Source organism: Achromobacter aegrifaciens, from assembly GCF_902859965.1.
In the GTDB taxonomy this organism is placed as follows: domain Bacteria; phylum Pseudomonadota; class Gammaproteobacteria; order Burkholderiales; family Burkholderiaceae_B; genus Achromobacter; species Achromobacter aegrifaciens.
In genome coordinates, this window is record NZ_CADIKO010000002.1 from 1,396,683 (window position 1) to 1,420,766 (window position 24,084).

The 24,084-nt window shown below is 67.3% G+C and carries 21 protein-coding genes; 7 read left to right on the forward strand and 14 right to left on the reverse strand.

The window, feature by feature from the left end:
- The 5 genes from HV793_RS17655 to HV793_RS17675 are packed head-to-tail and all read right to left on the reverse strand — an operon-like array spanning position 1 to position 4,839.
- A complete protein-coding gene (locus HV793_RS17655) occupies positions 1–1,269 on the reverse strand; it encodes an aromatic ring-hydroxylating dioxygenase subunit alpha (protein WP_175162201.1) in 1,269 nt (422 codons plus the stop codon).
- Between the two features lie 22 nt (positions 1,270–1,291).
- On the reverse strand, positions 1,292–1,783 hold the full coding sequence (locus HV793_RS17660; RefSeq protein WP_054456184.1) for an aromatic-ring-hydroxylating dioxygenase subunit beta: 492 nt from the start codon (positions 1,781–1,783) through the stop codon (positions 1,292–1,294).
- Positions 1,784–1,818: 35 nt separating this feature from the next.
- The gene (locus tag HV793_RS17665; RefSeq protein WP_054456182.1) at positions 1,819–2,919 is read right to left on the reverse strand and encodes a cupin domain-containing protein; all 1,101 of its coding nucleotides are present in this window, start codon (positions 2,917–2,919) and stop codon (positions 1,819–1,821) included.
- A gap of 59 nt (positions 2,920–2,978) precedes the next feature.
- Entirely contained in the window at positions 2,979–3,977 is a 999-nt protein-coding gene (locus tag HV793_RS17670) for an ornithine cyclodeaminase family protein (RefSeq protein WP_054456180.1), read from the reverse strand.
- Positions 3,970–4,839 (reverse strand): fumarylacetoacetate hydrolase family protein, encoded by an 870-nt coding sequence (locus tag HV793_RS17675; protein WP_175213679.1) that lies wholly within the window; start codon positions 4,837–4,839, stop codon positions 3,970–3,972. The genes HV793_RS17670 and HV793_RS17675 overlap by 8 nt, the downstream gene beginning before the upstream one ends.
- Positions 4,840–5,055: 216 nt before the next feature.
- On the opposite strand from HV793_RS17675, the gene HV793_RS17680 reads away from it, so the two are divergent.
- The 3 genes from HV793_RS17680 to HV793_RS17690 all read left to right on the forward strand — a co-directional run bounded on the left by HV793_RS17680 (position 5,056) and on the right by HV793_RS17690 (position 8,822).
- Positions 5,056–5,787 (forward strand): GntR family transcriptional regulator, encoded by a 732-nt coding sequence (locus HV793_RS17680; RefSeq protein WP_088141226.1) that lies wholly within the window; start codon positions 5,056–5,058, stop codon positions 5,785–5,787.
- A 15-nt stretch (positions 5,788–5,802) separates the two neighbouring features.
- Positions 5,803–6,621, forward strand: a complete 819-nt coding sequence (gene thiM, locus HV793_RS17685; RefSeq protein ID WP_175213680.1) for a hydroxyethylthiazole kinase — start codon at positions 5,803–5,805, stop codon at positions 6,619–6,621.
- An 86-nt stretch (positions 6,622–6,707) separates the two neighbouring features.
- Complete coding sequence (locus tag HV793_RS17690; RefSeq protein ID WP_483396368.1) at positions 6,708–8,822, forward strand: 5'-nucleotidase C-terminal domain-containing protein; 2,115 nt, start codon at positions 6,708–6,710, stop codon at positions 8,820–8,822.
- Here HV793_RS17690 and HV793_RS17695 read toward each other — a convergent pair.
- Genes HV793_RS17695 through HV793_RS17715 form a run of 5 tightly spaced genes read right to left on the reverse strand, consistent with a single transcriptional unit; the run spans position 8,819 to position 14,596 of the window.
- Entirely contained in the window at positions 8,819–9,583 is a 765-nt protein-coding gene (locus tag HV793_RS17695; protein WP_119451240.1) for an iron ABC transporter ATP-binding protein, read from the reverse strand. The two genes, HV793_RS17690 and HV793_RS17695, sit on opposite strands and share 4 nt — an antisense overlap.
- Positions 9,580–10,566 (reverse strand): iron chelate uptake ABC transporter family permease subunit, encoded by a 987-nt coding sequence (locus HV793_RS17700; protein ID WP_175162182.1) that lies wholly within the window; start codon positions 10,564–10,566, stop codon positions 9,580–9,582. Before HV793_RS17700 ends, HV793_RS17695 begins: the two co-directional genes overlap by 4 nt.
- Complete coding sequence (locus tag HV793_RS17705) at positions 10,559–11,551, reverse strand: ABC transporter permease (RefSeq protein ID WP_054456168.1); 993 nt, start codon at positions 11,549–11,551, stop codon at positions 10,559–10,561. The genes HV793_RS17700 and HV793_RS17705 overlap by 8 nt, the downstream gene beginning before the upstream one ends.
- A 33-nt stretch (positions 11,552–11,584) precedes the next feature.
- The gene (locus HV793_RS17710) at positions 11,585–12,535 is read right to left on the reverse strand and encodes a siderophore ABC transporter substrate-binding protein (protein ID WP_082401124.1); all 951 of its coding nucleotides are present in this window, start codon (positions 12,533–12,535) and stop codon (positions 11,585–11,587) included.
- A gap of 42 nt (positions 12,536–12,577) precedes the next feature.
- Positions 12,578–14,596, reverse strand: a complete 2,019-nt coding sequence (locus HV793_RS17715) for a ligand-gated channel protein (RefSeq protein ID WP_119451239.1) — start codon at positions 14,594–14,596, stop codon at positions 12,578–12,580.
- Between the two features lie 212 nt (positions 14,597–14,808).
- Here HV793_RS17715 and HV793_RS17720 point away from each other — a divergent pair, with 212 nt between their 5' ends.
- The gene (locus HV793_RS17720; protein ID WP_175213682.1) at positions 14,809–15,522 is read left to right on the forward strand and encodes a response regulator transcription factor; all 714 of its coding nucleotides are present in this window, start codon (positions 14,809–14,811) and stop codon (positions 15,520–15,522) included.
- A complete protein-coding gene (locus HV793_RS17725; RefSeq protein WP_054456162.1) occupies positions 15,522–16,913 on the forward strand; it encodes a sensor histidine kinase in 1,392 nt (463 codons plus the stop codon). Before HV793_RS17720 ends, HV793_RS17725 begins: the two co-directional genes overlap by 1 nt.
- Positions 16,914–16,925: 12 nt before the next feature.
- Here the strand turns inward: HV793_RS17725 and HV793_RS17730 are convergent, their stop codons facing one another.
- The 3 genes from HV793_RS17730 to HV793_RS17740 are packed head-to-tail and all read right to left on the reverse strand — an operon-like array spanning position 16,926 to position 19,699.
- The gene (locus HV793_RS17730) at positions 16,926–17,744 is read right to left on the reverse strand and encodes a TatD family hydrolase (RefSeq protein ID WP_175213683.1); all 819 of its coding nucleotides are present in this window, start codon (positions 17,742–17,744) and stop codon (positions 16,926–16,928) included.
- Between the two features lie 40 nt (positions 17,745–17,784).
- Positions 17,785–18,474 (reverse strand): ABC transporter ATP-binding protein, encoded by a 690-nt coding sequence (locus HV793_RS17735; protein ID WP_054456159.1) that lies wholly within the window; start codon positions 18,472–18,474, stop codon positions 17,785–17,787.
- Entirely contained in the window at positions 18,467–19,699 is a 1,233-nt protein-coding gene (locus tag HV793_RS17740; protein WP_233564600.1) for a lipoprotein-releasing ABC transporter permease subunit, read from the reverse strand. Before HV793_RS17740 ends, HV793_RS17735 begins: the two co-directional genes overlap by 8 nt.
- A gap of 178 nt (positions 19,700–19,877) precedes the next feature.
- Between HV793_RS17740 and HV793_RS17745 the strand changes: the two genes are divergently transcribed.
- Positions 19,878–20,822: a hypothetical protein gene (locus HV793_RS17745; RefSeq protein WP_175213684.1), complete on the forward strand. Its 945-nt coding sequence runs from the start codon at positions 19,878–19,880 to the stop codon at positions 20,820–20,822.
- Positions 20,804–22,504, forward strand: a complete 1,701-nt coding sequence (gene recJ / locus HV793_RS17750; protein ID WP_119451235.1) for a single-stranded-DNA-specific exonuclease RecJ — start codon at positions 20,804–20,806, stop codon at positions 22,502–22,504. The genes HV793_RS17745 and recJ overlap by 19 nt, the downstream gene beginning before the upstream one ends.
- Before the next feature lie 92 nt (positions 22,505–22,596).
- On the opposite strand, the gene HV793_RS17755 is transcribed toward recJ, so the two are convergent.
- Positions 22,597–23,907, reverse strand: coding sequence for an MFS transporter (locus HV793_RS17755; protein ID WP_125470689.1), 1,311 nt, complete (start codon positions 23,905–23,907; stop codon positions 22,597–22,599).
- Between the last annotated feature and the right edge of the window lie 177 nt (positions 23,908–24,084).

Sequence of the window (24,084 nt, forward strand, 5' to 3'; positions counted from 1 at the left end):
TCACAGCCCCATCGCCTTGCGGTAGTAATCGTAGAAGGAGCGGATCAGCACCTCGGTCACCATGTAGTCGGCGGGCTCGGTATCGCGGCCGCCCATCTCGATGATGCCGCGCTCTTCCGGATAGCCGGTGACGCCGATCTGCACCTGGTTCAGCATTTCGCTGTCGTCCATCGACACGAAGCCGGCCGGACCCAGCAGGTTGGCGTGCTTCAGGCGCAGGCGGGTCATCTCCTCGTCGTCGTCTTCGTAGCCGTAATAGGTGAACACCAGTTCGTGCTCGGTCGGGCTGCGCGGAATGACGTGGCGGGTCTTGAGCGAGTTGGCCTGGATGCCGAACTGCGCGGCCGGGAACACCCACGCGCCGCCGACGCGGCCGCGGTTGAACTCGGCGCGCGGCGTCACGGTTTCGAGGTCTAGCAGTTCGAGGTCGTCGCGGAAACGGCTCATTTCCGTGGTGGCCTCGGTCTTCTTCTTGCCCTCGTTGTGCGACACCATCACGCTGTGCGCGCCGCCGCCGGTGGGGATGCATTCGGACTTGGAGTCCGCGCGCCACAGGCCGAAGGTGATGTAGAAGGTGTGCAGCAGCGTGGCGTGGTACGGATCCTTCAGGTTCTCCAGGTACATCTTCCAGTTGCTGGGAATCAGCTGGCGGCTGTAGCCCAGCAGCTTGAGCGGCTTGCCCGGCAGCATGTGGTCGATTTCCGCCAGCACTTCCGGACCGCAATAGTCCTCGAAGCTGGGCGCGTCCTCGGCGAAGGTGGCCCAGATCGAGCCGCCGCGATTCACGCTGCGCAGCTTGCGGATGCCGTTCTGCTTGGGATCGAAGTCGCGCGGCATGCCGCCCTTGCCCATGGCGCCCCGGCGAAACGGCACGCCCTGCAGATTGCCGTTCAGGTCATAGTTCCACTGGTGGTACGGGCAGGTGAAGTCCTCGACCTTGCCGGTGTTCTGCCAGCAGATCTGCGCGCCGCGGTGCGCGCAGCGGTTTTCCAACACGTTGATCTCGCCTTCCGCGTTGCGGACCATGACCACGGGGCGGTCGCCGATCCAGTTGCGCTTGTAGCAGCCGACCTCGGGCACTTCGCATTCCAGGCCCACGTAGTTCCAGGTCTTGCCTCCGAAGAAAACGTCCATCTCCTTCTTGAAGATGGCGGGATCGGTGTAGACCCAGTTGGGGATGCGCGTATAGCCTTCCTTGGGCCAGCGGCGCTCGATATGGATGGGAGCCGCCGCCGGAGCCTCTGGCGCGGTGGTGTGGGTACAGGTCATGATGGATATCCTCGGGGCGGATTCAGATGGGAACGATGAGCGAAGTGCGCACACGGTAGTTGTCGTACACGCAATCGCGGCGGCTGAAGGCCAGGCCCTCGGGCGTTACGCGCACCACGTCCAGATAGCGGCCCACCATGTTCAAGGTGGGCTCGCGGTCGGACAGCGACTCCATCACGGCGAAGTTGGCCTGCGCCACAATGTGGTCGCCCTGCACTTCCAGCACGCGCACGCCGCTGATGAAGTGACGCAGCGAACGCGGCTCGAACATGGTGGTTTCGCGCAAGGCCGTAACGCGGTCACGCACCATGTTCTTGTTCATGCAATAGATCAGGCCCAGGGGCAGGCCGGCGTCATGGTTCTCCCGCGACAGCACCCGGTAATGGCAGTCTTCGGTGAAAAATGCTGGCCAGTCCTCCAGCCGGTCTTCGTCCAGGCAGTAGGCGTAATCGTCATAGAAGTCCCGCAGGCGCGCGCGCAGCGACGGGGTATCGGAAAGCTCGGTCATGGTCATTGCGGATCCAGGTATCGGTTCTAGGAAATCGCGTCCTATCGGGCCGCGGCCAGCTGCGCGCGGTTGCTCTCGAAGCCGCTCTGGCTGCCCAGCGCCAGGATGGGTTCCTGCATGCGCTCCTGCCAGATAAGCGACTCCATGGCGATCTGCAGCGGATGGTCCTGCACCGTCAGCGCGGAGGTAGTTTCCGTGCCCGAGTGATGCGAGTGCATGGCCCAGCCCGGCGCCGACAGGATCAGGTCGCCCGCCTTCCAGTCCAGCCGCGTGCCGTTGACCTTGCTGTAGCCGTTGCCGCGCAGGTAGTAGTTGATGGCCGACGAGCTGTGGCGGTGCGGCACATGGTGGTTGTCCGGCGGCGACGAGGAAATCGTCGCGAAGAAGCTGTGCGTGGTGCCGATGCGGCGTTCGGTCGCCGGGTTGTACAGCACGAACAGGCGACGGCCGTTGTAGCCGCGCGCCATGTCCTCGACGCTGGGCAATTGGCGCGACACCGCAGCCCAGGGCCAATGCAGCGCCTTGGATTCCAGCACGTCGATGTCGATCAGCCATTCATAGCCCAGCAGCCAGGCGCCTTCGGGCGTGATCTGCTCGCGCAGCGCCAGGTCGCGCGAACGGGCCGCGTCGGGCGCGCGCGGCGGCACCGGCTTGGTGTTGGCGTCGGCCGGCGGCACGCTGCCCTCGAACTCCTCGACGTAGTGGATCTCCAGCTTTTCCAAGAGCGGCGCGTTGGAATACGACAGGCGCACCCAGGGCGTCTTGCCCTCGTTGCGATAGGAATGCACCTGCATGGCGGGGGTGTTCCAGACGTCCCAATGCCCGACGCGGATGTCACGCCCGGCCACCGTGGCCACGCCCTCGCCGCTGATACAGATCTCCAGCATGTTGGAGTTCTTGCGCAGGTTGAAGGTGCTTTCGCCCGGATTGACCACGTTGATGGTGACGTCCGTTCCCGGGGCCAGGCCCAGGCCCGGCGCCGTGGCTTCCGGGTGCACGATGAGGGAGGCGCGGCGGCCGTTGTCCGGCCGGGGCGCGTCGGTCAGGCGCGCAATCTCGAGATCGATATCCTCCTTGGGGATGACGATGGACGGCCATTTGTTTTGTTCCCGCGGACTGGCGCCGCTGACGTCTACGAACATGTATGTCTCCTCTTGCCGCCGGCGCCCTGCGCCGGCTGTACGGTTATGCGAATTCGGTATCAGGGCTGCGCCAGCAGCAGGTTCTCGCGGGTCTGGGGCGGCAGCGCCACGCCCAGGCCGTGGTCGCGGGCGTGCTCGTACACGACGCGCGCCATCGCCAGGTCGGACAGGCCCATGCCCATGCCCTTGAAGATCGTCAGCCGCGCGCCTTGCGGGCGGCCCTCGCCGGCGGCGAGCAAGTCGCTCAGCACCGCCACGCCCTGCCACGGCGCGCCGTCGGCGCCAAAGCGTTCGCGCAGTTCACGCGAACCGCGGCGGGCGTTCTCCAGGTCGTCCACCACCACGCGGTCCGCGCGTTCGAACACGTCCTGCGCGAATTCGGCCTTGGCCGGCAGGATCGCGCCGACGGCGTTCAGGTGCCTGCAGTCGGCCAGCATGGCCGCATCCACGAAAGGCTCGACGGCGCGCGTGATCAAGGTGACGATCTCCGCGCCGGCCAGCGCCTGTTCCAGGCTGGCCGCTTCCTCGACTTCGAATCGATACTTGCCTTGCACGCTGGCGACAAAGGCGCGGCGCTTCTCCGGCGTGGGGCTGTAGACGCGCACGCGGCGCAGGTCGCGCACGGCGGCCAGCGCGGCCAATTGGGTGACGGCCTGCGGACCAGTGCCGATCAGCGCGGCACAGGCGGCGTCGGCCGGCGCCAGCGCGCGCGTGGCGACTCCGCTGATCGCCGCGGTGCGCAGCATGCCCAGCGCGCGCGCCTCGATTACGGCGCGCAGGAATCCCGACTCGGCGTCGAACAGGCTGAACAGCGAGCCTCCGCCGCTCTTGGTATGGACCCAGGTCTTGAAACCCGCGTAGCCGCCGGCGCCGGTCTGCACCGAACCCAATGCATGCATCGAGCTGCCGTCGCCCCAGGTCGCCAGCGCCTTGGGCAGGTTGCGCGCCTGTTCGCGCCCTTGCGCGACCAGCATGGCATGCAGGGCTTCGATCGCCTTGGGAATATCCAGGACCGAGACCACGTCCCGTTCCGTCAGGTACCGCAGCGCATCAGACATGCGCGTCTCCTTGTTCGTCGGCGGCGGGCTCGTCCGCCACCGTGTTGACCAGCGTCCCGATGCCGGGAATCTCGACTTCCAGCGTGTCGCCGGCGCTCATGAAGCGTGGCGGCTTGCGGCTGGAGCCCACACCTTCGGGCGTGCCGGTAGCGATCACGTCGCCCGGCGACAGGCGGGTGAAGCTGCTGATGTAGGCGATCAGCTCGGGGATGGGGAAGATCAGGTCGGACACCTGGCCGTGCTGCATGACCTCGCCATTGAGGCGGGAAATGACTTCCAGGCCGGCCGGGTCGCCGATCTCGTCGGCGGTGACCAGGCAGGGACCCAGCGCGCCGCTGCGCTCGAAATTCTTGCCCGGCGTCACCTGCGCGTTGTGCTTCTGGAAATCGCGCACGGAGTTCTCGGCCATGCAGGTGTAGCCAGCCACGTGCGCCAGGGCGTCCTTGGTGGAGATATGGCGGCCGCCTTTGCCGATCACCACGGCCAGTTCGGCCTCGTAATCGAAGCGATCGGAGGCTTGCGGCTTCCACACCGCCTCGCCGTGGCCGACGAAGCTGTCTGCAAAGCGCGCGAACAGCGAGGGGTGCGCCGGTAGTTCGCGTCCGGCCTCGGCCACATGGCGGCCGTAGTTCAGGCCCACGCAGAGAATCTTGCGCGGCGCCACGACCGGCGGCAGCAGGCGCAGCCCGGCCAAGGGCATACAGGGCTGGCCGGCCGTCTCTGCGGCGCGCGCAATCTGTTCCACCCCTGCCTCCAGCGCCGCGACCATGTCGGGCCAGACCTGGGTCAACGCCACGACTTCGGCGCCGCGCACCACGCCCCAGGCGCTACGGCCTGCCTGAACGAAGCTGACGAGCTTCATGTTGTCTCCTGTGCTTGCGGCGGCTTATGGCATGCATTGACGGATTTCTTTGCATGCATTTGTCGCCTTAACCGCACTTGAATCGCTGTTTTTCCGAATTATTGCATGCAATTTTGATAAATCGCAAGGTCATAAAGGTTTTTTTCTTGACTATTGCATGCAATTTTGACGGTACACTGAAAGCCCTCACAGACCGGAACCAGCCCCCTCCTCTCTATGGCCGCACAAATCGATAAAGTCATTTCCGAACTCCGGGACATGGTGCTTTCGGGCGTCCTGCAACCCGGAGAACGCGTGGTCGAGTTGCAGTTTTCAGCGCGCCTGGGCGTGTCGCGCACCCCGTTGCGCATTGCCCTGACCGAGCTGGAAAAAGAGGGCCTGCTGGAACGGCTGCCTTCGCGCGGTTTCCGGGTACGGGCGTTTACGGTGGATGAAATCGGCGACGCGGTGGACGTGCGCGGCGTGCTCGAGGGCATGGCCGCCCGCCTGCTGGCCGAGCGCGGCGCCTCGCAGGACGTGCTGGACCGCCTGTCGCAAGCGGTGGAAGAAGGACGCGCGCTGCTGGCGCCCGCCCGCCGCGATCCCAATACCACGGTGGATGCGCGCGCCTGGGGCCAAATCAATCGGCGCTTTCACGAGATCCTGTGCGAAGCCGCGGGCAACCGCGCGCTCCTGTCGGCGCTGGAACACAACAACAAGACGCCCCTGGCCGGCCCGGCCGCGCTGACCCTGCCGTCCACGCCGTCGTTGCTTGAAACGCCCTTCGTGCTGCGCGCGCAGGCGGACCACGAAGACCTGCTGCGCGCAATCACGCGCCGCGAGGCCGTGCGCGCCGAAAACCTGATGCGCGAACACGCCTACCGCAGCCGCGAAAACAAGCGCGTGCTGCTGGAATCGCTGCGCGGCGCCCTGCCCGCGCAGCCCGGGCTGTCGGACGTCAGCGCATAAACAGGACCCTACGGCATGCAATCCATTCGTGACCTTTCCACCCAGGCGCTGATCTCGCGCGACCTGGTCGCCGCCCTGCGCCGCGACGCGCCGCTGGTGCAGTGCCTGACCAATTTCGTTTCCATGAACACCGCGGCCAACGTGCTGCTGGCCATGGGCGCCTCGCCCGCCATGGTGCACGCGCAAGAGGAAGCGCCCGAGTTCGCGCGCGTCTGCGGCGCGGTCGTGATCAACATCGGCACCCTGTCCTCGCCCTGGCTGGACAGCATGCTGCTGACCGCCGCCTCGGCCAACGAAGCCGGCATACCTTGGGTGCTGGATCCGGTGGCGCACCATGCCACCGCATTCCGCCGCGACGCTGTGCAGCGCCTGCTGGACTTGCGGCCCGCCATCATTCGCGGCAATGCCTCGGAGATCATCGCGCTGGCCGGCGGCCAAAGCGCCAGCAAGGGCGTGGACTCGCGCGACGCGGTCTCGCAGGCGGAGCAGTCCGCGCATGCCATCGCCGCCCACCGCGGAACCGTTGTGGCAGTGACGGGCGAGACCGACTACGTCACGGACGGCACGCGCGCCGTCCGCATCGTGGGCGGCTCGCCCTTGATGCCGCGCGTCACAGCCACCGGCTGCGCGCTGACGGCGGCCGTAGGCGCCTGCGCCGCAGTATCCAGGACTGACCCGTTTTCCGCGGCAGTCGCCGCCCTGTCGTGCTTCGCCATCGCCGGGCGGCGCGCCGGCGCACAGGCGGAAGGACCCGGATCTTTCGCGTGGCGCTTCCTGGATGCGCTGGCGGCTTTGGATGCGGACGACCTCGGCGGCGAATCGCCGCTGCGCTAGGCGGGACACCGCGGCATCCGCTCATGTCACGGGCGGGTCACACACTGTCCCCAGAATTTCTTTCCTTCAAACCCGGAGGAAAGACGGTGAAGCCGAATCTAGGAAAGATCCTTGCGATGTCCGCCAGCGCCGCGCTGCTGGCGGGCCTGGCCGCCTGTGGCGGCGATGATGACGACGATGACGCGCCGCAGACGCCGCCGCAGGCGAGCGTGCCCCAGGGTTCCACGCTGGACGTGGCCATCCTCGGCACCACCGACCTGCATGCCAACGTGCTGGGCTACGACTACTACAAGCTGGCCGAGGACAAAAGCTACGGCGTGGACCGCACGGCCACGCTGATCGCCAATGCCCGCAAAGAGAACGCCAACACCCTGCTGTTCGACAACGGCGACACCATCCAGGGCACGGCCCTGTCCGATTACCAGGCGCTGGTGGCGCCGGTGCAATGCAGCGACATGCTGGCGATTTACAAGCAGATGAAGCTGCTGGCCTATGACGCGGCCACGCTGGGCAACCACGAGTTCAACTACGGCCTGCCCTTCCTGTCGCAAGTCACGAATACGGACTTCGGGCTGGCCGGCATCGGCAAGGGCACGGCGCAGACCAATTCCGCCGGCGCCAAGGACTGCGCAGCGCCGGGCTTTCCCTTCGTCTCCGCCAACGTGGTGTCTGCCGCCAGCAAACAGCCCATCTTCAAGCCCTGGGTCCTGCTGAACAAGACCTTCAAGGCCACCGACCCCAACGGCAAGCAGATCGAGGTCGCGCTGAAAGTCGGCGTGATCGGCTTTGCGCCCCCGCCCATCCTGCAATGGGACAAGGCCAATCTGGAAGGCCACGTGGAAGTCGCCGGCTGGAAGGAATCGGCGCAGCGCTACGTGCCGGAAATGCGCGCGGCCGGCGCGGACCTGGTGGTGGCATTGGCGCATGGCGGCATCGACATGCTCACCGAGTACAGCCCGGCCATGGAGAACGGCGCCGGCTACCTGAGCCAGGTGGCCGGTATCGACGCGCTAATCACCGGCCACCAGCACCTGCTGTTCCCCGACACCAATGCCAAGTCGCAATTCGCGGGCCAGCCCGGCATAAATCTGGAGAAAGGCCTGATCAACGGCGTGCCGGCGGTGCAGGCCGGCCAATGGGGCAACAACCTCGGCCAGATCACGCTCAAGCTTGCCTATGACAAAGGCTGGCAGGTGCAGAAGGACGCCACGCGCGTGCAGCGCATCTCCACGCGCCTGACCGCGCAGAACGGCGCCACGCCCGCGACCTACGTCGAACCCGATGCCGCCGTGCAACAGTTGGTGCAGGCTGAACACGCCGCCACCATTTCCTATGTCAAAACGCCCATCGGCCAAAGCCGGTTCGACATGGCGACCTATTACGCGCTGGCGGGCGACGTGTCGGCGCTGCAGATCGTCAACATGGCGCAGATCGATTATCTGACGGACTACATCGCCAAGAACAAGCCGTCATACGCCGCCCTGCCCATCCTGTCGGCGGCTGCGCCCTTCAAGGGCGGACGCAACGGTCCGGGCGACTTCACCTACGTAAAGCAGGGCAACATCGCCATCAACAACGCCGCAGATCTCTACCTGTACCCGAACACCTTGCAAGTGGTGCGGGTCAGCGGCGACATCGTACGCCAGTGGCTGGAGAAGACTGCCGAGCAGTTCAGGCAGATCGACCCGGGCCAGGTCGCGCCGCAGGACCTGATCGACACGGGCTTCCCGACCTTCAACTTCGACGTGCTGTATGCCGCGGGCAATGCCCTGCGGTATGAAATCGACGTCACCCGCCCCAAGGGCTCGCGCATCACGAAGTTGACGTACCAGGGCGCGCCGCTAGACCCCGCCGCGCAGTTCCTGGTGGTCACGAACAACTACCGCGCCAGCGGCGGCGGCGACTTCCCCGGCCTGGCCGGCGGCAAGGGAGACATCGTGCTGCAAGCCCCGGACGCCAGCCGCGACGTGCTGATCAGCTACATCAGGAAGCACCCGGACCTGGATCTGGCGACCTACGGCCTGGACCGCAGCTGGCGCTTTGCGCGGGTGGGCGCCCTGGCCGGTCCGGTGGTGTTTTCGTCGGTGCCGGGCACCCAGGCCATGGCCGCGGCGCATGGCGTGGACAACGTCACGGTGCACGACGCCACGCCCGACTCCGTGACCCAGTTGTCGCGCTACGCGGTGGACCTCAGCCGCTAAGGCTGGCGGTAGTACACGCAGATGCGCCGGCCGCCGATCTCGTGCACCTCGATCGGCAGCTCGTAAAGTTCGCTCAGGACCTCCGGCCGGACCAGTTCGGCCGGAGTCCCCTGATGCGCGATGCGCCCCGCCCGCATCGCCACGATGCGGTCCGCGTATGTGGACGCGAAGTTGATGTCGTGCAGCACCAGCACCACCGTCTTGCCCAGCTCGTCCGCCGCGCGCCGCAAGGTGCCCATCATGGCGACGGCGTGCTTCATGTCCAGGCTGTTCAGGGGTTCGTCCAGCAGGACGTAGCGCGTGTCCTGACACAGCACCATCGCCACGAAGGCGCGCTGGCGCTGCCCGCCCGACATCTCGTCCAGGTAGCGGTCGGCCAGCGGCTCCAGGTTCAGGTAGGCGATGGCGCGGTCGATGTGGGCCTTGTCGTCCAGCGTCAGGCGGCCGCCCGTGTGCGGATAGCGGCCGAACGCGACCAGGTCCCTCGCCGTCAGCCGCAGCGGCAAGTGATTATCCTGCCGCAGGATGGCCAGGCGGCGGGCCAGTTCGCGGCTGTCGGCCCGGGTCACGTCCAGGCCCTCGACCAGCACACGGCCCGCCGACATCGGCAGCAGCCGGCTGACCATGGACAGCAGCGTGGACTTGCCCGCGCCATTGGGACCGATGATGGCCGTCACGCCCCCCGCGGGCAGCGACAGGCTGACGTCGTCGACCACCACGCTGTCGCCGTACTGCTTGCTGACTTGCTGGATCTCTATCATCGGCGCCCCCTGCGCAGGATCAGGACGAGGAACATCAGCCCGCCCAGGAATTCGATCACCACGCTGACGGTGGTATTCAGGCCCAGCACGCGTTCAAGCAGCGTCTGGCCGCCCACCAGGAAGATCACGCTCAGCAGCACGGCCGCTGGAACCGTGTGGCGGTGCCGGTCGGACCCCATGGCCTGATAGGCCAGGTTGCTGACCAGCAGGCCGAAGAATGTCACCGGCCCCACCAGCGCGGTGGACACCGACACCAGCACCGCGATGGCGGCCAGCGTCAGCATCAGCGTGCGGCGATAGTCCACGCCCAGGTTCACCGCAATGTCGCGGCCCAGCGCCAGCACGTCGTAGCGCCGCCGCATGCGCCACACCAGCAGCGACGCCGCGCACACCGCGGCCAGCGCGATCGGCAACAGGCCCACACGCACGGTATTGAAGCTGGCGAACATGCGGTCCTGCAACACCAGGAATTCATTGGGGTCGATCAGCCGCACCACGAAGTTGGACAGGCTGCGAAACAACAGGCCGAAGATGATGCCCACCAGCATCATCAGGTGCAGGCTGCGCACCGCGTCCGAAAACAGCCAGCGGAACAGCAGGCAGGCGAACGCCGTCATGGCGCCGACCTCCAGCAGGAAGGCGGCCACCGGATGGCTGGCGGCCGTGGCCGCCTGGCCGAAGCCGAACACCACCACGGCCTGTATCAGCAGGTACAGGGCGTCAAAGCCCATGATGGCCGGCGTCAGGATGCGGTTGTGGGTGATCGTCTGGAACAGCACCGACGACACCGCCACGGCATAGGCGACCAGCAGCATCGCCGCCAGCTTGGCGCCGCGGAACGGAATCACGAAGGACCACTGGCCGTTGGCGCCCAGCGTCATGAAGGCGATGGCGCAGGTCAGCGCAAGAGCGCCCAGCAGCCACAGACGCCAGGTTTGCGGCGCACGGACCGGCGCCGGCGCGGAGATGGCGAGTTCAGCCAAGCCGGTTCCTCCGCGTGCGCAACAGCCACAGGAACAGGATGCTGCCCAGCACGCCGACCACAGTGCCGATGGGAATCTCGTAGGGATGGATCACCAGCCTGCCGATGACGTCGCAGGCCAGCACGAACACGCCGCCCAGCACCGCCACCCAGGGAATGGAGCGACGCATGTTGTCGCCCAGCACCAGGCTGACGGCGTTGGGCACGATCAGGCCCAGAAAGGGTATGCCGCCCGCCGTCACCACCACCACGGCCGAAATCGCCGACACGATCAGCAGTCCGGCCAGCGTCAGCCGCGCATGGTTCAAGCCCAGGTTGGCGGCGAACTCGCGGCCCATGCCGGCCACGGTGTAGCGATCGGCCGCCGCGTAAGCCGCGCAGGCCAGGCCGAAGCCTATCCATAGCAGTTCATAACGTCCCCGCAGCACGCCGGAAAAATCGCCCGTGGTCCAGGCGTGCAGCGACTGCAGCAGGTCGTAGCGGTAGGCGACGAAGGTGGTGGCGGCGTGGATCACCCCGCCCAGGATCAGGCCGATCAGCGGCACGATGAAGGGCGTGCGCAGCGGTACGCGCTTGAGCAGCGCCAGGAACAGCAGGGTGCCCGCCAGCGCAAAGCCCGTGGCCGTCAGCATCTTGCCGATCACGGGCGTATCCGGCGCCAGCAGCGTGACCACGAGTATGCCCAGTGTGGCGGACTCCACGGTGCCGGCCGTGGTGGGTTCGACGTAGCGGTTGCGCACCAGCATCTGCATGATGAGCCCCGCCACCGCCAGCGACATGCCGGCCAGCAGCAAGGCCAGCGTGCGGGGAATGCGGCTGACCATCAGCAGGCGCCAGGCGCGCTCGGCCTCGTCGCCATTGCCCCACAGCGCGGACAGGCTGAGCTGCCCCGCGCCCAGGCTGACGCTGGCCGCGCACAGGGCCAGCAGCAAGCCCACTGCCGCCGCCAGCCCGCCCCAACCGCCTATCGACTGCCGCCAACTCACCCGCGATTACTCCCGCCGCTCACGCATCAGGCTTTACTTGCCCGCGGCCAGCGCGGCCGCGATCTCGTCCACGTTCTGCTGCATGGCGGTCAGGCCCGCGCTGCCCAGCAGGTACCAGTTGTAGCCGTTCAGGTAAACCACGCGCTTGTTCTTCCAGGCCTTGGTCGGACGCACCAGCTCGTTGTCCAGCATGCGCTGGGCCGACACGCCTTCACGGCCGATGGCGGCGTCGCGGTCGATCACGAACAGCCAGTCGGGGTCGGTCTGGGCGATGAACTCGAACGAGATCGCCTGGCCGTGGTTCGACACGCTCAGCCCCGTCGTCGCCGGCTTGATGCCGAAGGCGTCGTGGATCACGCCGAAGCGCGAACCCGGACCGTAGGCGCTCATCTTGCCGCCAGTGGTCAGCACGATCAGCGCGGTGCCGGCGTTGGCCGCCTTGCCGTTCAGGTCCGCGATCGAAGCGCGCAGGGCGTCGAGCTTGGTCTTGGCGACATCCTGCTTGCCGTAGATGGCGGCCAGCGTTTCGGTGTTGCGCGTCACGCTGCCGACCAGGTCCTTCGCGTTGACCGTCAGGTCCACGGTGGGCGCCAGCTTGGCGAGCTCGTCGTACTTGGGCGCGGAGCGGCCCGCGACGAAGATGAGTTGCGGCGCGGCGGCGTGGATCACCTCGTAGTTGGGCTCGAACATCGATCCCACCTTCAGGTAGCGCTGATCGGCATACTGGCTGAGCTGCGGCGGCCACTTGGCCACCGTCGGCACGCCCGCCACGTTTACGTCCAGCGCATGCAGGGTGTCCAGCACGGCCAGGTCCATCACCACTGTCTTCGCCGGGTTGGCCGGCACGGCGGTTTCGCCGCGCGCGTGCTTCACCGGCACCGTCGCCTGCGCGGCGCATACCGCCGTGGCGGCGCCCAGGACCAGCGCGGCCCCGGCCTGCATCGCCCAACGCCGGACGCGGCCTGCCTGCATTTGCTTCTTCATGCGTACCTCTTCATGTTGCGGGCGCCAGGCGCCCTTTCAAACTCAGAACTTGACGCCCACGCCCAGCCAGTAGCGGCGGCCGTCCTCGACGTAGCCGTAGTCGTCGTACGTGACCTGCTTGTCGAACAGGTTGTAGATGCCGGCGTACACCGCCACCGTCTTGTTCACCTGGTACGAACCGCCCAGGTCCACGAACGTGTAGGAAGGCGCGACCACCGACGAGGACGAGGGGCCGGTGATGGGCTGGCTTTCCTTGCCGCGGTAGTTCAGGCGCGCCCATGCCTGCAGCGCGTCCGAGGCCTGCCAGTTCACCGTGGTGGTGAACAGGTGCTTGGGCAGCTGGTTCAGCGGCTGGCCCTTGTACTGGCCCGACTTCTGCTCCGACTTGGTGAAGGTGTAGCTGCTGGTCAGGGACCAGTCGCGCGACAGCGGCAGCTTCAGGTTGGCTTCCACGCCGCGCGAATTGGCCTTGTCCACGTTCATGTAGGTGGTCGGGTCCGAGCCGAACTGGTTCGGGCCGTCCGTGCACTGGGTCGCCGGGCAAGCCACGCGGGTGATCTTGTCCTTGAAGTCGTTGTTGAAGATCGTCAGGCCGGCGTTGAAGCCTTCGCCGTCGTCATACAGGATGCCGATTTCCTCGGTCACCGACTTCTCGGGCGTCAGGTCCGGGTTGCCGTACATATTGCCGCCGCGGCTGACCTGGCCCCAGCCCGCCACCGTCTGGCGCAGGTCGGGCGCGCGGAAACCGGTGGACACGCCGCCCTTCAGGGTCCAGCGGTCGGCCATGTGCCAGACGCCGTACAGGCGCGGGCTGAAGTGCGTGCCGAAGTTCTCGTCTTCGTCCATGCGCAGGCCGGTGGTGACGGCGAAGGTCTCGGTCAGGCGCCATTCGTCTTCGGCGAACAAGGCCCACTGGTAGCGGTCCACCTTGCTGGGGCCGTTGGCCAGCTGGTTGCCGGTCTGGTCATTCAGGCGCTGGCTCAGGTAGCTGCCGCCCAGGGTCAGCATGTGCGAACCCAGGGGCAAGGTCCAGCTCGTCTGGATGTCCAGGTTCTTGATCTTCATCTGGCGCGAGCGGTTGTCGAACTCTTCCTGCTGCACATAGCTGTCCGACACGCCCCAGCCCCAGCGTCCGGTATGCGACAGCGCCCACTTGTTGCTGCGGTAGTCGGTATCGGACGAGGCCGGGCAACCATTGCGCCCGCAAGCCTGGCCGGGCGGCAGCGGCTCGACCGTCTTGCCCAGCGTTTCGTGCAGCTTCTGGCGCATGGTGGTCGCTTCCAGCACGATGTCGTGGTCGCGGTTGGGCGTCAGCGCCAGCTTGGCCGTGACGCTTTCCGAGTTGCGCTTGCGGAAGCCGTCGACGATGTCGTCTTCGTCGCGCTGCGTGGCCTGGCCGTAGATCTGCAGGCCCAGCAGGTCCGTCTTGATCGGGCCGGACAGGTAGAAGTTGCCCTGGTAGATGTCGCCCGACTTGTTGCTTTCCTGGATGGTGGTGTCCAGGCGGATCTCGCCGCCCCACTCCGAAGGCACCTTGCGCGTGATGATGTTGATCACCCCGCCCATGGCGTCCGAGCCGTACAGCGAGGACATGGGGCCGCGCACCACCTCGATGCGCTCGATGGCGGAAAGCGGCGGGGTCCAGCCGCCTTCGACGCCCGTGGAGTCCGAGTTGGTGCGGGTCTCGCGCGAGTTCTGGCGCTTGCCGTCGATCAGTATCAGCGTGTACTTGGGGCCCATGCCACGCAGGCTGATGTCCTGGCGATCGCCGCCGCCGGTGACGATCACGCCTGGCACGTCCACCAGCGCGTCGTTGATGTCGCGGTAGAACTTCTTGTCCAGGTCCTCGCGGGTGATCACGCTGATCGATGCCGGCGCATCCTGGATCTGCTGTTCATAACCCGAGGCCGTCACCACCACGGTATCCAGCGTCTTTGCGGTGTCGGCGCTCTGCGCCCACGCGGGCTGCGCCACGCCGAAACCCGCTGCGCACAGGGCTGCCGCCAACTGCGTGCGCGAACCCGGACCGCGCCGGCCGGCGACCAATTCTTTGCTGCTCATGATTCCAGTTTCTCCCGTCCCAGGCCCGCGCCCCACCCCGCGTGCGGCGTCCGTCCTTTCCCGTATTTATTAATGAAAACCATTCTCATATTAGAATTGGACCTGCCGGGAGCCAGCAACACGCTTTCCGCAACTTTTATCTTCTTTGAACTTCTTGACACTCCGGCCCGCGGCCATAAGCCAAACTGCCGGATGCAGAACCGACGACACGCATGCCTTTTTCCCACGCACCGGCGACTCGCCGCATCCTGCTGATTGACGACGATGTCGAGCTTGCGCAGATGCTGCGCGAGTACCTGGAACCCGGTCACTGCCAGCTCACCCTGGCGCATAGCGGCACGCAGGGCCTGGCCCTGTTGGCTCAGGACGACTACGACCTGGTGCTGCTGGACCTGATGCTGCCCGACGGCAACGGGCTGGATCTGCTGAAGCAATACCGCCAACGCTCGCGCCGGCCGGTCATCATGTTCACCGCCCACGGCGGCGAGACGGACCGCGTGCTGGGCCTGGAGTTCGGCGCCGACGATTACCTGGCCAAGCCCTTCAGTCCGCGCGAACTCAAGGCCCGCATCACGGCCGTGCTGCGCCGTTTCGAGGAAGTGCCGGACACGGCCCGCCCCGCCCTGGCGCTGGGCGCAGTGTCGCTGGACGCCGCCACCGGCGTGCTGCGGATGGGCGATAGCGAAATCCCGCTGACCGGCGCCGAACAGCGCATCCTGGAAATCCTCATGCGCACGCCCGGCCAAGTGGTCGCGCGCGACCAGATCGGCCTGTACGCGCTGGGCCGCAAGCCGGACCGCTACGACCGCAGCATCGACACCCACATCAGCTCGCTGCGCAAGAAGCTGCGCAGCGACGCCGGCGCCGAGACCTTGGCGATCCGCAACCTGCGCGGCCTGGGTTACGTGCTGGCGGGCGCTGACTGATGGCCTGGCTGCCCACCCGCTCGCTATTCGGACGCGCCTTCCTGACCTTCTGGGGTGCGATGGCCGTCATCCTGGTCTGCGGCATGGTGCTGACGGCCGCGGTCGCCTGGTACCGCTTCAATTCCCTGGATGGCCTGAATCCCGGCAATCTCACGCGCGATGCTGCGCAGATCGCCCGCAGCGAGGGCGTGGATGGCCTGGAACGCTGGGTCGAAGCCATGGACCGGCGCTACTCGGCGCTGAAGATCTACGTCATGGACGCCCAGGACAAGGACATCCTGGGCCGGCGGCTGCCCGCCCGCATGGAAGACTGGCTGAGCGATTTCCGCGCCGGGCCGGACCGTTCGCCGAAAGCCGACTACCTTCCCGCCGACCCCACCGGCGAGCGCGTTTCCTGGTGGGAACCGCAAAAGCTGGTCTTGCCCGATGGTTCGCAGCTGTTGCTGCTGTTCCTGCCGTTCGATTCATCGCATTGGGAAGTGCTGGCCCTGTCGCCCGTGGCGCTGGCCCTGGTGCTGTTCGCGCTGGCGGTGACCGCACCGTTCTGCTGGGCCCTGAGCCGCCACGTGACGGCGCCCTTGGCGCAGTTGCGCCAGACCACGCATGCCCTGTCCGCCGGGCGGCTGGATGCGCACACGCCCGCCAAGCTGGCCCGACGCAAGGACGAACTGGGCCAGCTTGCGCGCGACTTCGACGCCATGGCCGACCGGCTGAAGGCGCTGGTCGACACGCGCGAACAGCTGCTGCACAACATCGCACACGAACTGCGTTCGCCGCTTGCACGGCTGCGGCTGGCGGCGGAGCTCGCGCGGCGCAAGGACGAGCGCCAGGATCTGCAGCTGGACCGCATCGAACTCGAATGCGAACGCCTGGACGCGCTGGTCGGCAACACCTTGCGGCTGGCGCGCCTGGGCGCCCTGCCCGTGCCTACTGACACCCTGGACCTGGCCGAACTCGTGTCGGACGTCGTCGAGGATGCACGCTTTGAGGCTGGCGGCCGGCAGATCCGCATAGAGTGGAGCCAACATGCGCCCGTGCCCCTGGTCGGCGACCGTTGCAGCCTGGCCAGCGCCATCGAGAACGTACTGCGCAACGCCCTGCGCTTTGCGCCCGCGCACAGCGCGATCCGCGTGCGCCTGCTGTCGAACGCGCACGAAGCCTGCCTGGAGATCGAGGATCATGGGCCCGGCGTGGCCGCCGAAGAGCTGCAATCGCTGTTCGAGCCCTTCTATCGCACCGCCTCGGGCGCGCGCAAGCCGGGCAGCGGCGCCGGACTGGGCCTGTCGATTGCCCAGGCCGCCGTGGCCGCGCACAAGGGCAGGATGTCGGCCCGCAATATTTCGCCACAGGGGCTAAGCGTGCGGCTGGAACTGCCGCGCCTGAACGGCTGAAGCCAGGGTCGATCAGTCGGCGTCGGCCAGGATCGCGGCCGGCAGCCGCGGCAATACACGCATGGCGTTGGCGGTGGTGGCATGGGCCACCTGCGCCGGCGTGATGCCACGCAATTCCGCCAACGTGGCCGCGATGCGGACCAGTTCGGCAGGCGCATTGCGCCGATGCGGCGGATGCAGCCAGGCCGGAGGGATGTCCGGCGCATCGGTTTCCAGCACCAGGTGGGCCAGGTCCACGTCCACCGCATGGCGGCGTATCTGCAAGGCGCGCTCATAGGTCATGGCGCCGCCCAGGCCCAGCGCGAATCCCTGGTCTATGAATGCCTGCGCCTGCTGCGCGCTGCCGTTGAAGGCGTGCGCAATGCCGCCGATGCGCGGATGGCGGCGCAGGTACTTCAAGAGGATGTCCTGCGACTTGCGCACATGCAGCAGCACCGGCAGGCCGAACTCGGCAGCCAGCGCCAGTTGCGCGGCGTAGAAGCGCTCCTGGCGCTCGCGCGGTTCGCCGGAGGCTATTTCGGGAACGAAGAAATCCAGGCCGATCTCGCCGATGGCGACGAAGCGAGGATCGCCCAGCGCATCCTTGACGGCAGCGCGCAGCGCTTCCAGATCGGCGTCGCTGGCGCGCTGGACGTATAGCGGATGGATGCCCAGCGCATAGGCGCCGCCGGCCGTCTTGCCGGCCAGCTCGCGCACCACGGAAAAATTGGCGCGTTCGACCGCTGGAATCACAATGGACTGCACGCCTGCCTGGCAGGCGTCGTCGGCGACTTGCTCGCGGTCGGCGTCGAACTCGGCGGCATCCAGGTGGCAATGGGTATCGATCAGCATGGGCGCGACCTCCTTGCCCGGATTATCCCCCCGGCGCGCCTTAACCCGAAACCAGGCGGCCGTTTTCCATGAGCAGCTGGCGGTCGGCGCGGGCGGCCAGTTCCGGGTCGTGCGTGACGATGGCGAACGCCGTGCCGGACTCCTGGTTCACCCGCGTCAGCAGTTCGAACATATTGTGCGCCGTGTGGCGGTCCAGGTTGCCGGTGGGCTCGTCGGCCAGCACGCAGACGGGCCGCGTAACCAGGGCGCGCGCCAGCGCCACGCGCTGCCGTTCGCCGCCGGACAGCTGGCCCGGGAAGTGACCTTCGCGCGCGGCCAGGCCCACCATGCCCAGGACCTCGTGCGCGGCTTGCCGCGCCTTGTCGCGGTTCTCGCGGCGCACGATCAGCGGCATCGCCACGTTGTCCAGCGCCGAGAACTCCGGCAGCAGGTGGTGGAACTGGTAGACGAAACCCAGGCTGCGGTTGCGCACGGCGCTCTTGCGGGCCTCGGACAGCCCGACGGCAAGCTGGCCGTCCACCGAAACCGAGCCGCTGGTGGGCACGTCCAGCAGGCCCAGGATATGCAGCAGCGTGCTCTTGCCGGAGCCGGAGGCGCCGACGATGGCGACCATTTCGCCGCGCGCCACGGTCAGGCTGACGTTGCTCAGCACTTCGATGCGCGCAGGGCCTTCGTCGTAGACCTTGACGATGTTGTCGGCCTGCAGTGCGGGAGTCAGCATGTCAGTCATGGCGCAGCACCTGTGCGGGTTGCAGGCGCGAGGCGCGCCAGCTGGGGTACAGGGTCGCCAGCAGCGACAGCACCAGGGAGGTCACGCCGATGGTGACGATGTCGCCCATCTGCGGATCCGACGGCAAGGCGCTGATGAAATAGATTTCGCGCGGCAGGAAATGCACGCCCAGCAGCCCTTCGATGAACGGCACGATCACGTCCACGTTATAGGCAATGAGGATGCCGCCCGCGACCCCCAGCAGCGTCCCGATCACGCCGATCAGCGCCCCTTGCACCAGGAAGATGCGGGCGATTTCTCGCGGTCCCGCACCCAGCGTGCGCAGGATGGCGATGTCGGACTGCTTGTCCTTCACGGCCATGACCAGGGACGACAGCAGGTTGAACGCGGCCACGGCCACGATCAGCGCCAGGATCAGGAACATCATGCGCTTTTCGGTCTTCACCGCCGCGAACCAGGTGCGGTTGTTGCGCGACCAGTCGCTGGCCATCATGTAGGGCGGCAGCACCTTCTGCAATTCGGCCGCCACTTCCGGCGCGCGCTGCATGTCGGCGATGCGCAGGCGCACGCCGGCGGTGCCGCTGTCGCGGAACACGCGGGCGGCGTCCTCGTCGTCGACGAAGGCCAGCGAAGAATCGTATTCGTAGTGGCCGGACGAGAACACGCCCACCACGGTGAACTGGCGCATGCGCGGCGTGAAGCCCGCCGGGCTGATCGAACCTTGCGGCGCCATCATCAGGAGCGTGTCGCCCAGCTTCACGCCCATGCCGTCGGCCAGTTCATTGCCCAGCACCACGCCGAAGCTGCCGGGCTTCAGGTCGGCGAGCTTGCCCGACACCATCTGGCGCGGCAGGTCCGACACATTGCCTTCGGTCTGCGGATCGATGCCGCGCACCTGCACGCCGCGCAAGGCCTGCCCGCGCACCAGCATGCCCTGCGCCGCCACGAACGGAGCGCCGGCCTTGACGGCAGGATTCTTCTCGGCGGCGGAAGCGAATTCCTGCCATCTCTCCAGCACCCGCTCCGGCGCCGCGCCGGGGATGTAGAGTTCGATGTGCGGCAGCACCGACAACATGCGGTCGCGCACTTCCTTCTGGAAGCCGTTCATCACGGACAGCACCACGATCAGGGCGGCAACGCCCAGCGCGATGCCCGCCATGGAACTGGCGGCGATGAAGGAGATGAAGCGATCGCGGCGGCCGCGTCGCTGGCGGATTCGGGCCAACCCGGCATAGCGGGCGCCTATCCATAGTTCGTAGGGTATTTTCAGCACGAGCGCATTATGGCATTAACCGCCTGGATTCCGCCCCGCGGATGTGCGGTTCCGAGACCAGGCGTTTCAAGCTATGGCAGTGGCGGACGCCGCTTAGTTCCCGCGGCCCGCGCGGACTACAATCGCGCCCATGCTGATCGTCATTCCGGGCGCCCTGCCCGCCCTTCCCGTCGCCGCCGAACTGGCCAAGCTCTTGCCCGAACGCGCGCCCACGCTGCACGGCTGGCTCCAGGCCGGCGCCGCCCGGCCCCAGGCCCATGACGTGCGCGCCCAAGGCTGTACGCCCTACGAAGCCTGGCAGTTGGCCCGCGCCGGCTACGTCCCCGAAGCGGGCCTGCCGCCCGGCGCCGGACTGGGTCCGCTGCTGGCCGGCGCCCAAACCGGCGGCGATGGCCCCGTCTGGCTGGCCGAACTGGTCCACCTGGCGCTGGGCACGGACCAGGCCGCCTTGCTGGACCCCGGCCTGATGGAACTGCGCGCCGAGGAAACGGCTGCTCTGCTGGACACCGCCCGCCCCCTGTTCGAAGACACGGGCTTCGAGGTCCAAGCGCTCTCGCCCGAACGCTGGCGCCTGCGCCTGCCGGAGGGCCTGCGGCCGCAGACCGCCAGCCCGCTGGCCGTGGCCGGACAGCGCCTGAACGACTGGTGGCGCCAGGACGCGGAAGCGCGCCCTTGGCGCCGGCTGCTCAATGAAATACAGATGGCCTGGCACGAACACCCGGTCAACGACGCCCGCGCGGCGCGCGGCCTGCCTCCGGTCAATGCGCTGTGGCTGTATGGCGGCGGCAAACCTTGGACGCAGTCCCAGCCGGCCCCGGCGCAGGTTTACAGCAACCTGGACGCCCCCCAGCGGGCCGGCGACTGGGCCGCCTGGCTGGACGCCCTGGCCGCGCTGGACGCACAGCATCTGCGCCCGCTGGCCGGCAAGCAAGGCCTGCCGGCCGCGCCCGCCGAACTGCTGCTGCTGGGCGACGACCGCAAGGTCGCCCTCACCCTGAAACCGCGCGGGGGCCTGCTCGGCTTGCTGCCCGCGCCCAAGAAAAACTGGAGCGCCTGGTGGTCTCACCCCGCTTAACCGTCCGCACGCCCGACCTGCAAGCCTGCCGCATCCTGGAAGCCTCGGGCATCCACCCGCTGCTGGCCCGTCTGTGGGCCGCCCGCGGCGTCACCCATCCCGATCAGACCCAGCTCGCCTGGAAGTCGCTGCTGCCGCCCAACGGCCTGACGCATTCGGACCACGCCGCCGGCGTGCTGGCCGACGCCATCCAGACAGGCAAGAAGCTGCTGATCGTGGCCGACTACGATTGCGACGGCGCCACCGCCTGCGCGGTCGGACTGCGCGCGCTGTCCGCCATGGGCGCCGACGTGGACTTCCTGGTGCCCAACCGCTTCGAAACCGGGTACGGCCTGTCGCCGGCCGTGGTCGAGCTGGCGGTCCGGCACCGCGCCGGCAAGCCCGACATCATCATCACCGTGGACAACGGCATCGCCAGCGTGGACGGCGTGGCCGCGGCCAATGAGGCCGGCATCGGCGTGGTGATCACCGACCACCACTTGCCGGGCGACACGCTGCCGGCGGCCCTGGCCATCGTCAACCCGAACCAGCCGGGCTGCGGCTTTCCGTCCAAGAACCTGGCGGGCGTGGGCGTCATTTTCTACATGATGCTGGCGCTGCGCGCCGAGCTGCGCCGCCGCGGCGTCTACGCGGCCGATGGCGGCCCGCGCCTGGACGCGCTGTCCGACCTGGTGGCCCTGGGCACCGTGGCCGACGTGGTCAAGCTGGACGCGAACAACCGCCTGCTGGTCACCCAAGGGCTGCAACGCATGCGCGCAGGCCGCCTGCAACCCGGGCTGCGCGCGCTGTTCGCCGTGGCCGGACGCGAGCCGCGCGCAGCCAATGGCTTCGACCTGGGCTTTGCGCTCGGCCCGCGCATCAATGCGGCCGGCCGCCTGGCCGACATGAGCCTGGGCATCGCCTGCCTGACCACCGACGACGAGGCGCAGGCGCTGGAAATGGCCCGCGAGCTCGACAACATCAACCGCGAGCGCCGCACCATCGAAGCCGAAATGCGCGAACAGGCGCTGGCCGCCATGGAAGAGCCGAACGCTGCCGCCGGCGCTACGGTCTGCGTGTTCGACCCGGGCTGGCACCAAGGCGTGGTAGGCCTGGTGGCCTCGCGCCTGAAGGAAAAATTCTGGCGCCCCACGCTGGCCTTCGCGCCCGCCGGCGACGATGAAATCCGCGGCTCCGGCCGCTCCATTCCCGACGTGCACCTGCGCGACGCGCTGGACCTGGTGTCCAAGCGCCATCCCAACCTGATCCGCAAGTTCGGCGGCCACGCCATGGCGGCCGGCCTGACGCTGGGCCGCAACGACTTCGCGGCCTTCGCCCCCGCGTTCGACGCCGCCGTGCGCGAGCTGACGGGCCGCGACACCTTCGAGCCGGTGATCGAGACCGACGGCTCGCTGGACACCGGCTACGCCAACGCCGACGTGGCCGGCATGCTGCAGCAGCAGGTCTGGGGCGCCGGCTTCGCCGCGCCGCTGTTCCTGGACGAGTTCGTGGTGCGCAACCAGCGCCTGGTTGGGGAAAAGCACCTGAAACTATCGCTGGAGCGCGGCCACCAGCGCTTCGACGCGATCTGGTTCGGCCACGACCAGTCGCTGCCCGAACACATCCAGGCGGCATACCGGCTGGAGCAGAACGTGTGGAACGGGATGGTGTCGGTGCAGTTGGTGATCGAGCACGCGGGCTAACAAGGCCCGCCATGTAGGCGGGCCCGCCGCGACCGGCGTAGGGTTGCGCGCGGCGGGCGCCTGAACTCTCGTCTCAGGCCGCGCGCTCCCTCCTACTTGTTCACCAGCTTCGCCGGCTGCGCCAGGGCCACCAGCGCCCCCACCACCAGGCAGCCCGACAGCATGTAAAGGCCGGTGTTGGTGGTGCCGGTCATGTCCTTCAGCCAACCCACCAGGTACGGGCTGACGAAACCCGCCAGATTACCCACCGAATTGATGAGCGCGATGCCAGCCGCGGCCGCCGTGCCGCCGAGCAAGGCGGTGGGCAGGCTCCAGAACAGCGGCAGCACCGTGCAGATGCCGATGTTCGCCACCGTCAGCGCAGCGATCGCCAGCACGGTATTGCCGCTCCAGACCGCCGACAACAGCAGGCCCAGCGCGCCAAACAGCGCGGGCAGCGCGACGTGCCAGCGGCGTTCGCGGTGGCGGTCCGAGTTGCGCGAAATCAGGATCATGCCGATCACGGCGAACAGGTTGGGAACCGCCGTCAGCAGACCGATGGCCAGCGGGCTCTGCACCCCTGTGCCCTTGATCAGGGTCGGCATCCAGAAGCCCACGCCGTAAAGCCCCATCACGAACGAGAAGTAGATCAGCGACATCGCCCAGACGCGCGGCTTGGCCAGCGCGGCGCGGATCGGCGGGTCTTCCTTCTGCTGTTCCTCGGCCGCGATATTGCGGATCAGCACCGCCTTTTCCGTGGCGGTCAGCCATTTGGCCTTATTGATGCGGTCATCCAGATAAATCAGCACCAGCACGCCGATCAGCACCGACGGTATGCCCTCCAGCAGGAACAGCCATTGCCAGCCCGACAGGCCATGGTCGCCATGGAACGTGCTCATGATCCAGCCGGAGATCGGCCCGCCGATCAGCCCGGACATGGGCACCGCGGTCATGAAGAAGGTCGTGATGCGGCCGCGCCGCGCCGCGGGGTACCAGTAGGTCAGGTACAGGATGATGCCCGGAAAGAATCCGGCCTCGGCCGCGCCCAGCAGGAAGCGCAGGATGTAGAACATGTGCACGCTGGTCACGAACATCATGCAGGCGGAGATGATCCCCCAGGTGATCATGATGCGCGCGATCCAGATCCGCGCCCCCACCTTGTGCAGGATGATGTTGCTGGGAATTTCGAAAATGAAGTAGCCGATGAAGAAGATGCCCGCGCCCAGCCCGTACACGGTCTCGCTGAACTGAAGCTCCTGCAGCATCTGCAGCTTGGCAAAACCCACGTTCACGCGGTCCAGGTAGGCCACGACGTAGCAAACCACCAGCAGCGGCACCAGCCGCCAGCCTACCTTGCGGTAGATCCGGTCTTCCTCAGACGCCGGGATCGCCGGCGAAACCCCGGGGGCCATCGCATTTTCCATCTATGTCTCCATTCCTCTGTCGGGATAGGCCGGCTGCGCCGGCGCCTTTACGGCCCGGTCATCCCGATCAGGAACGGCTGGACCGCTTATACGCAGCCTAGAACCCCTGACTTGACAAAAAACTGAACAACTTGGGGTCCACGCCGGGAAACCGCCTGCTCGCGATCCGTCCCCCTT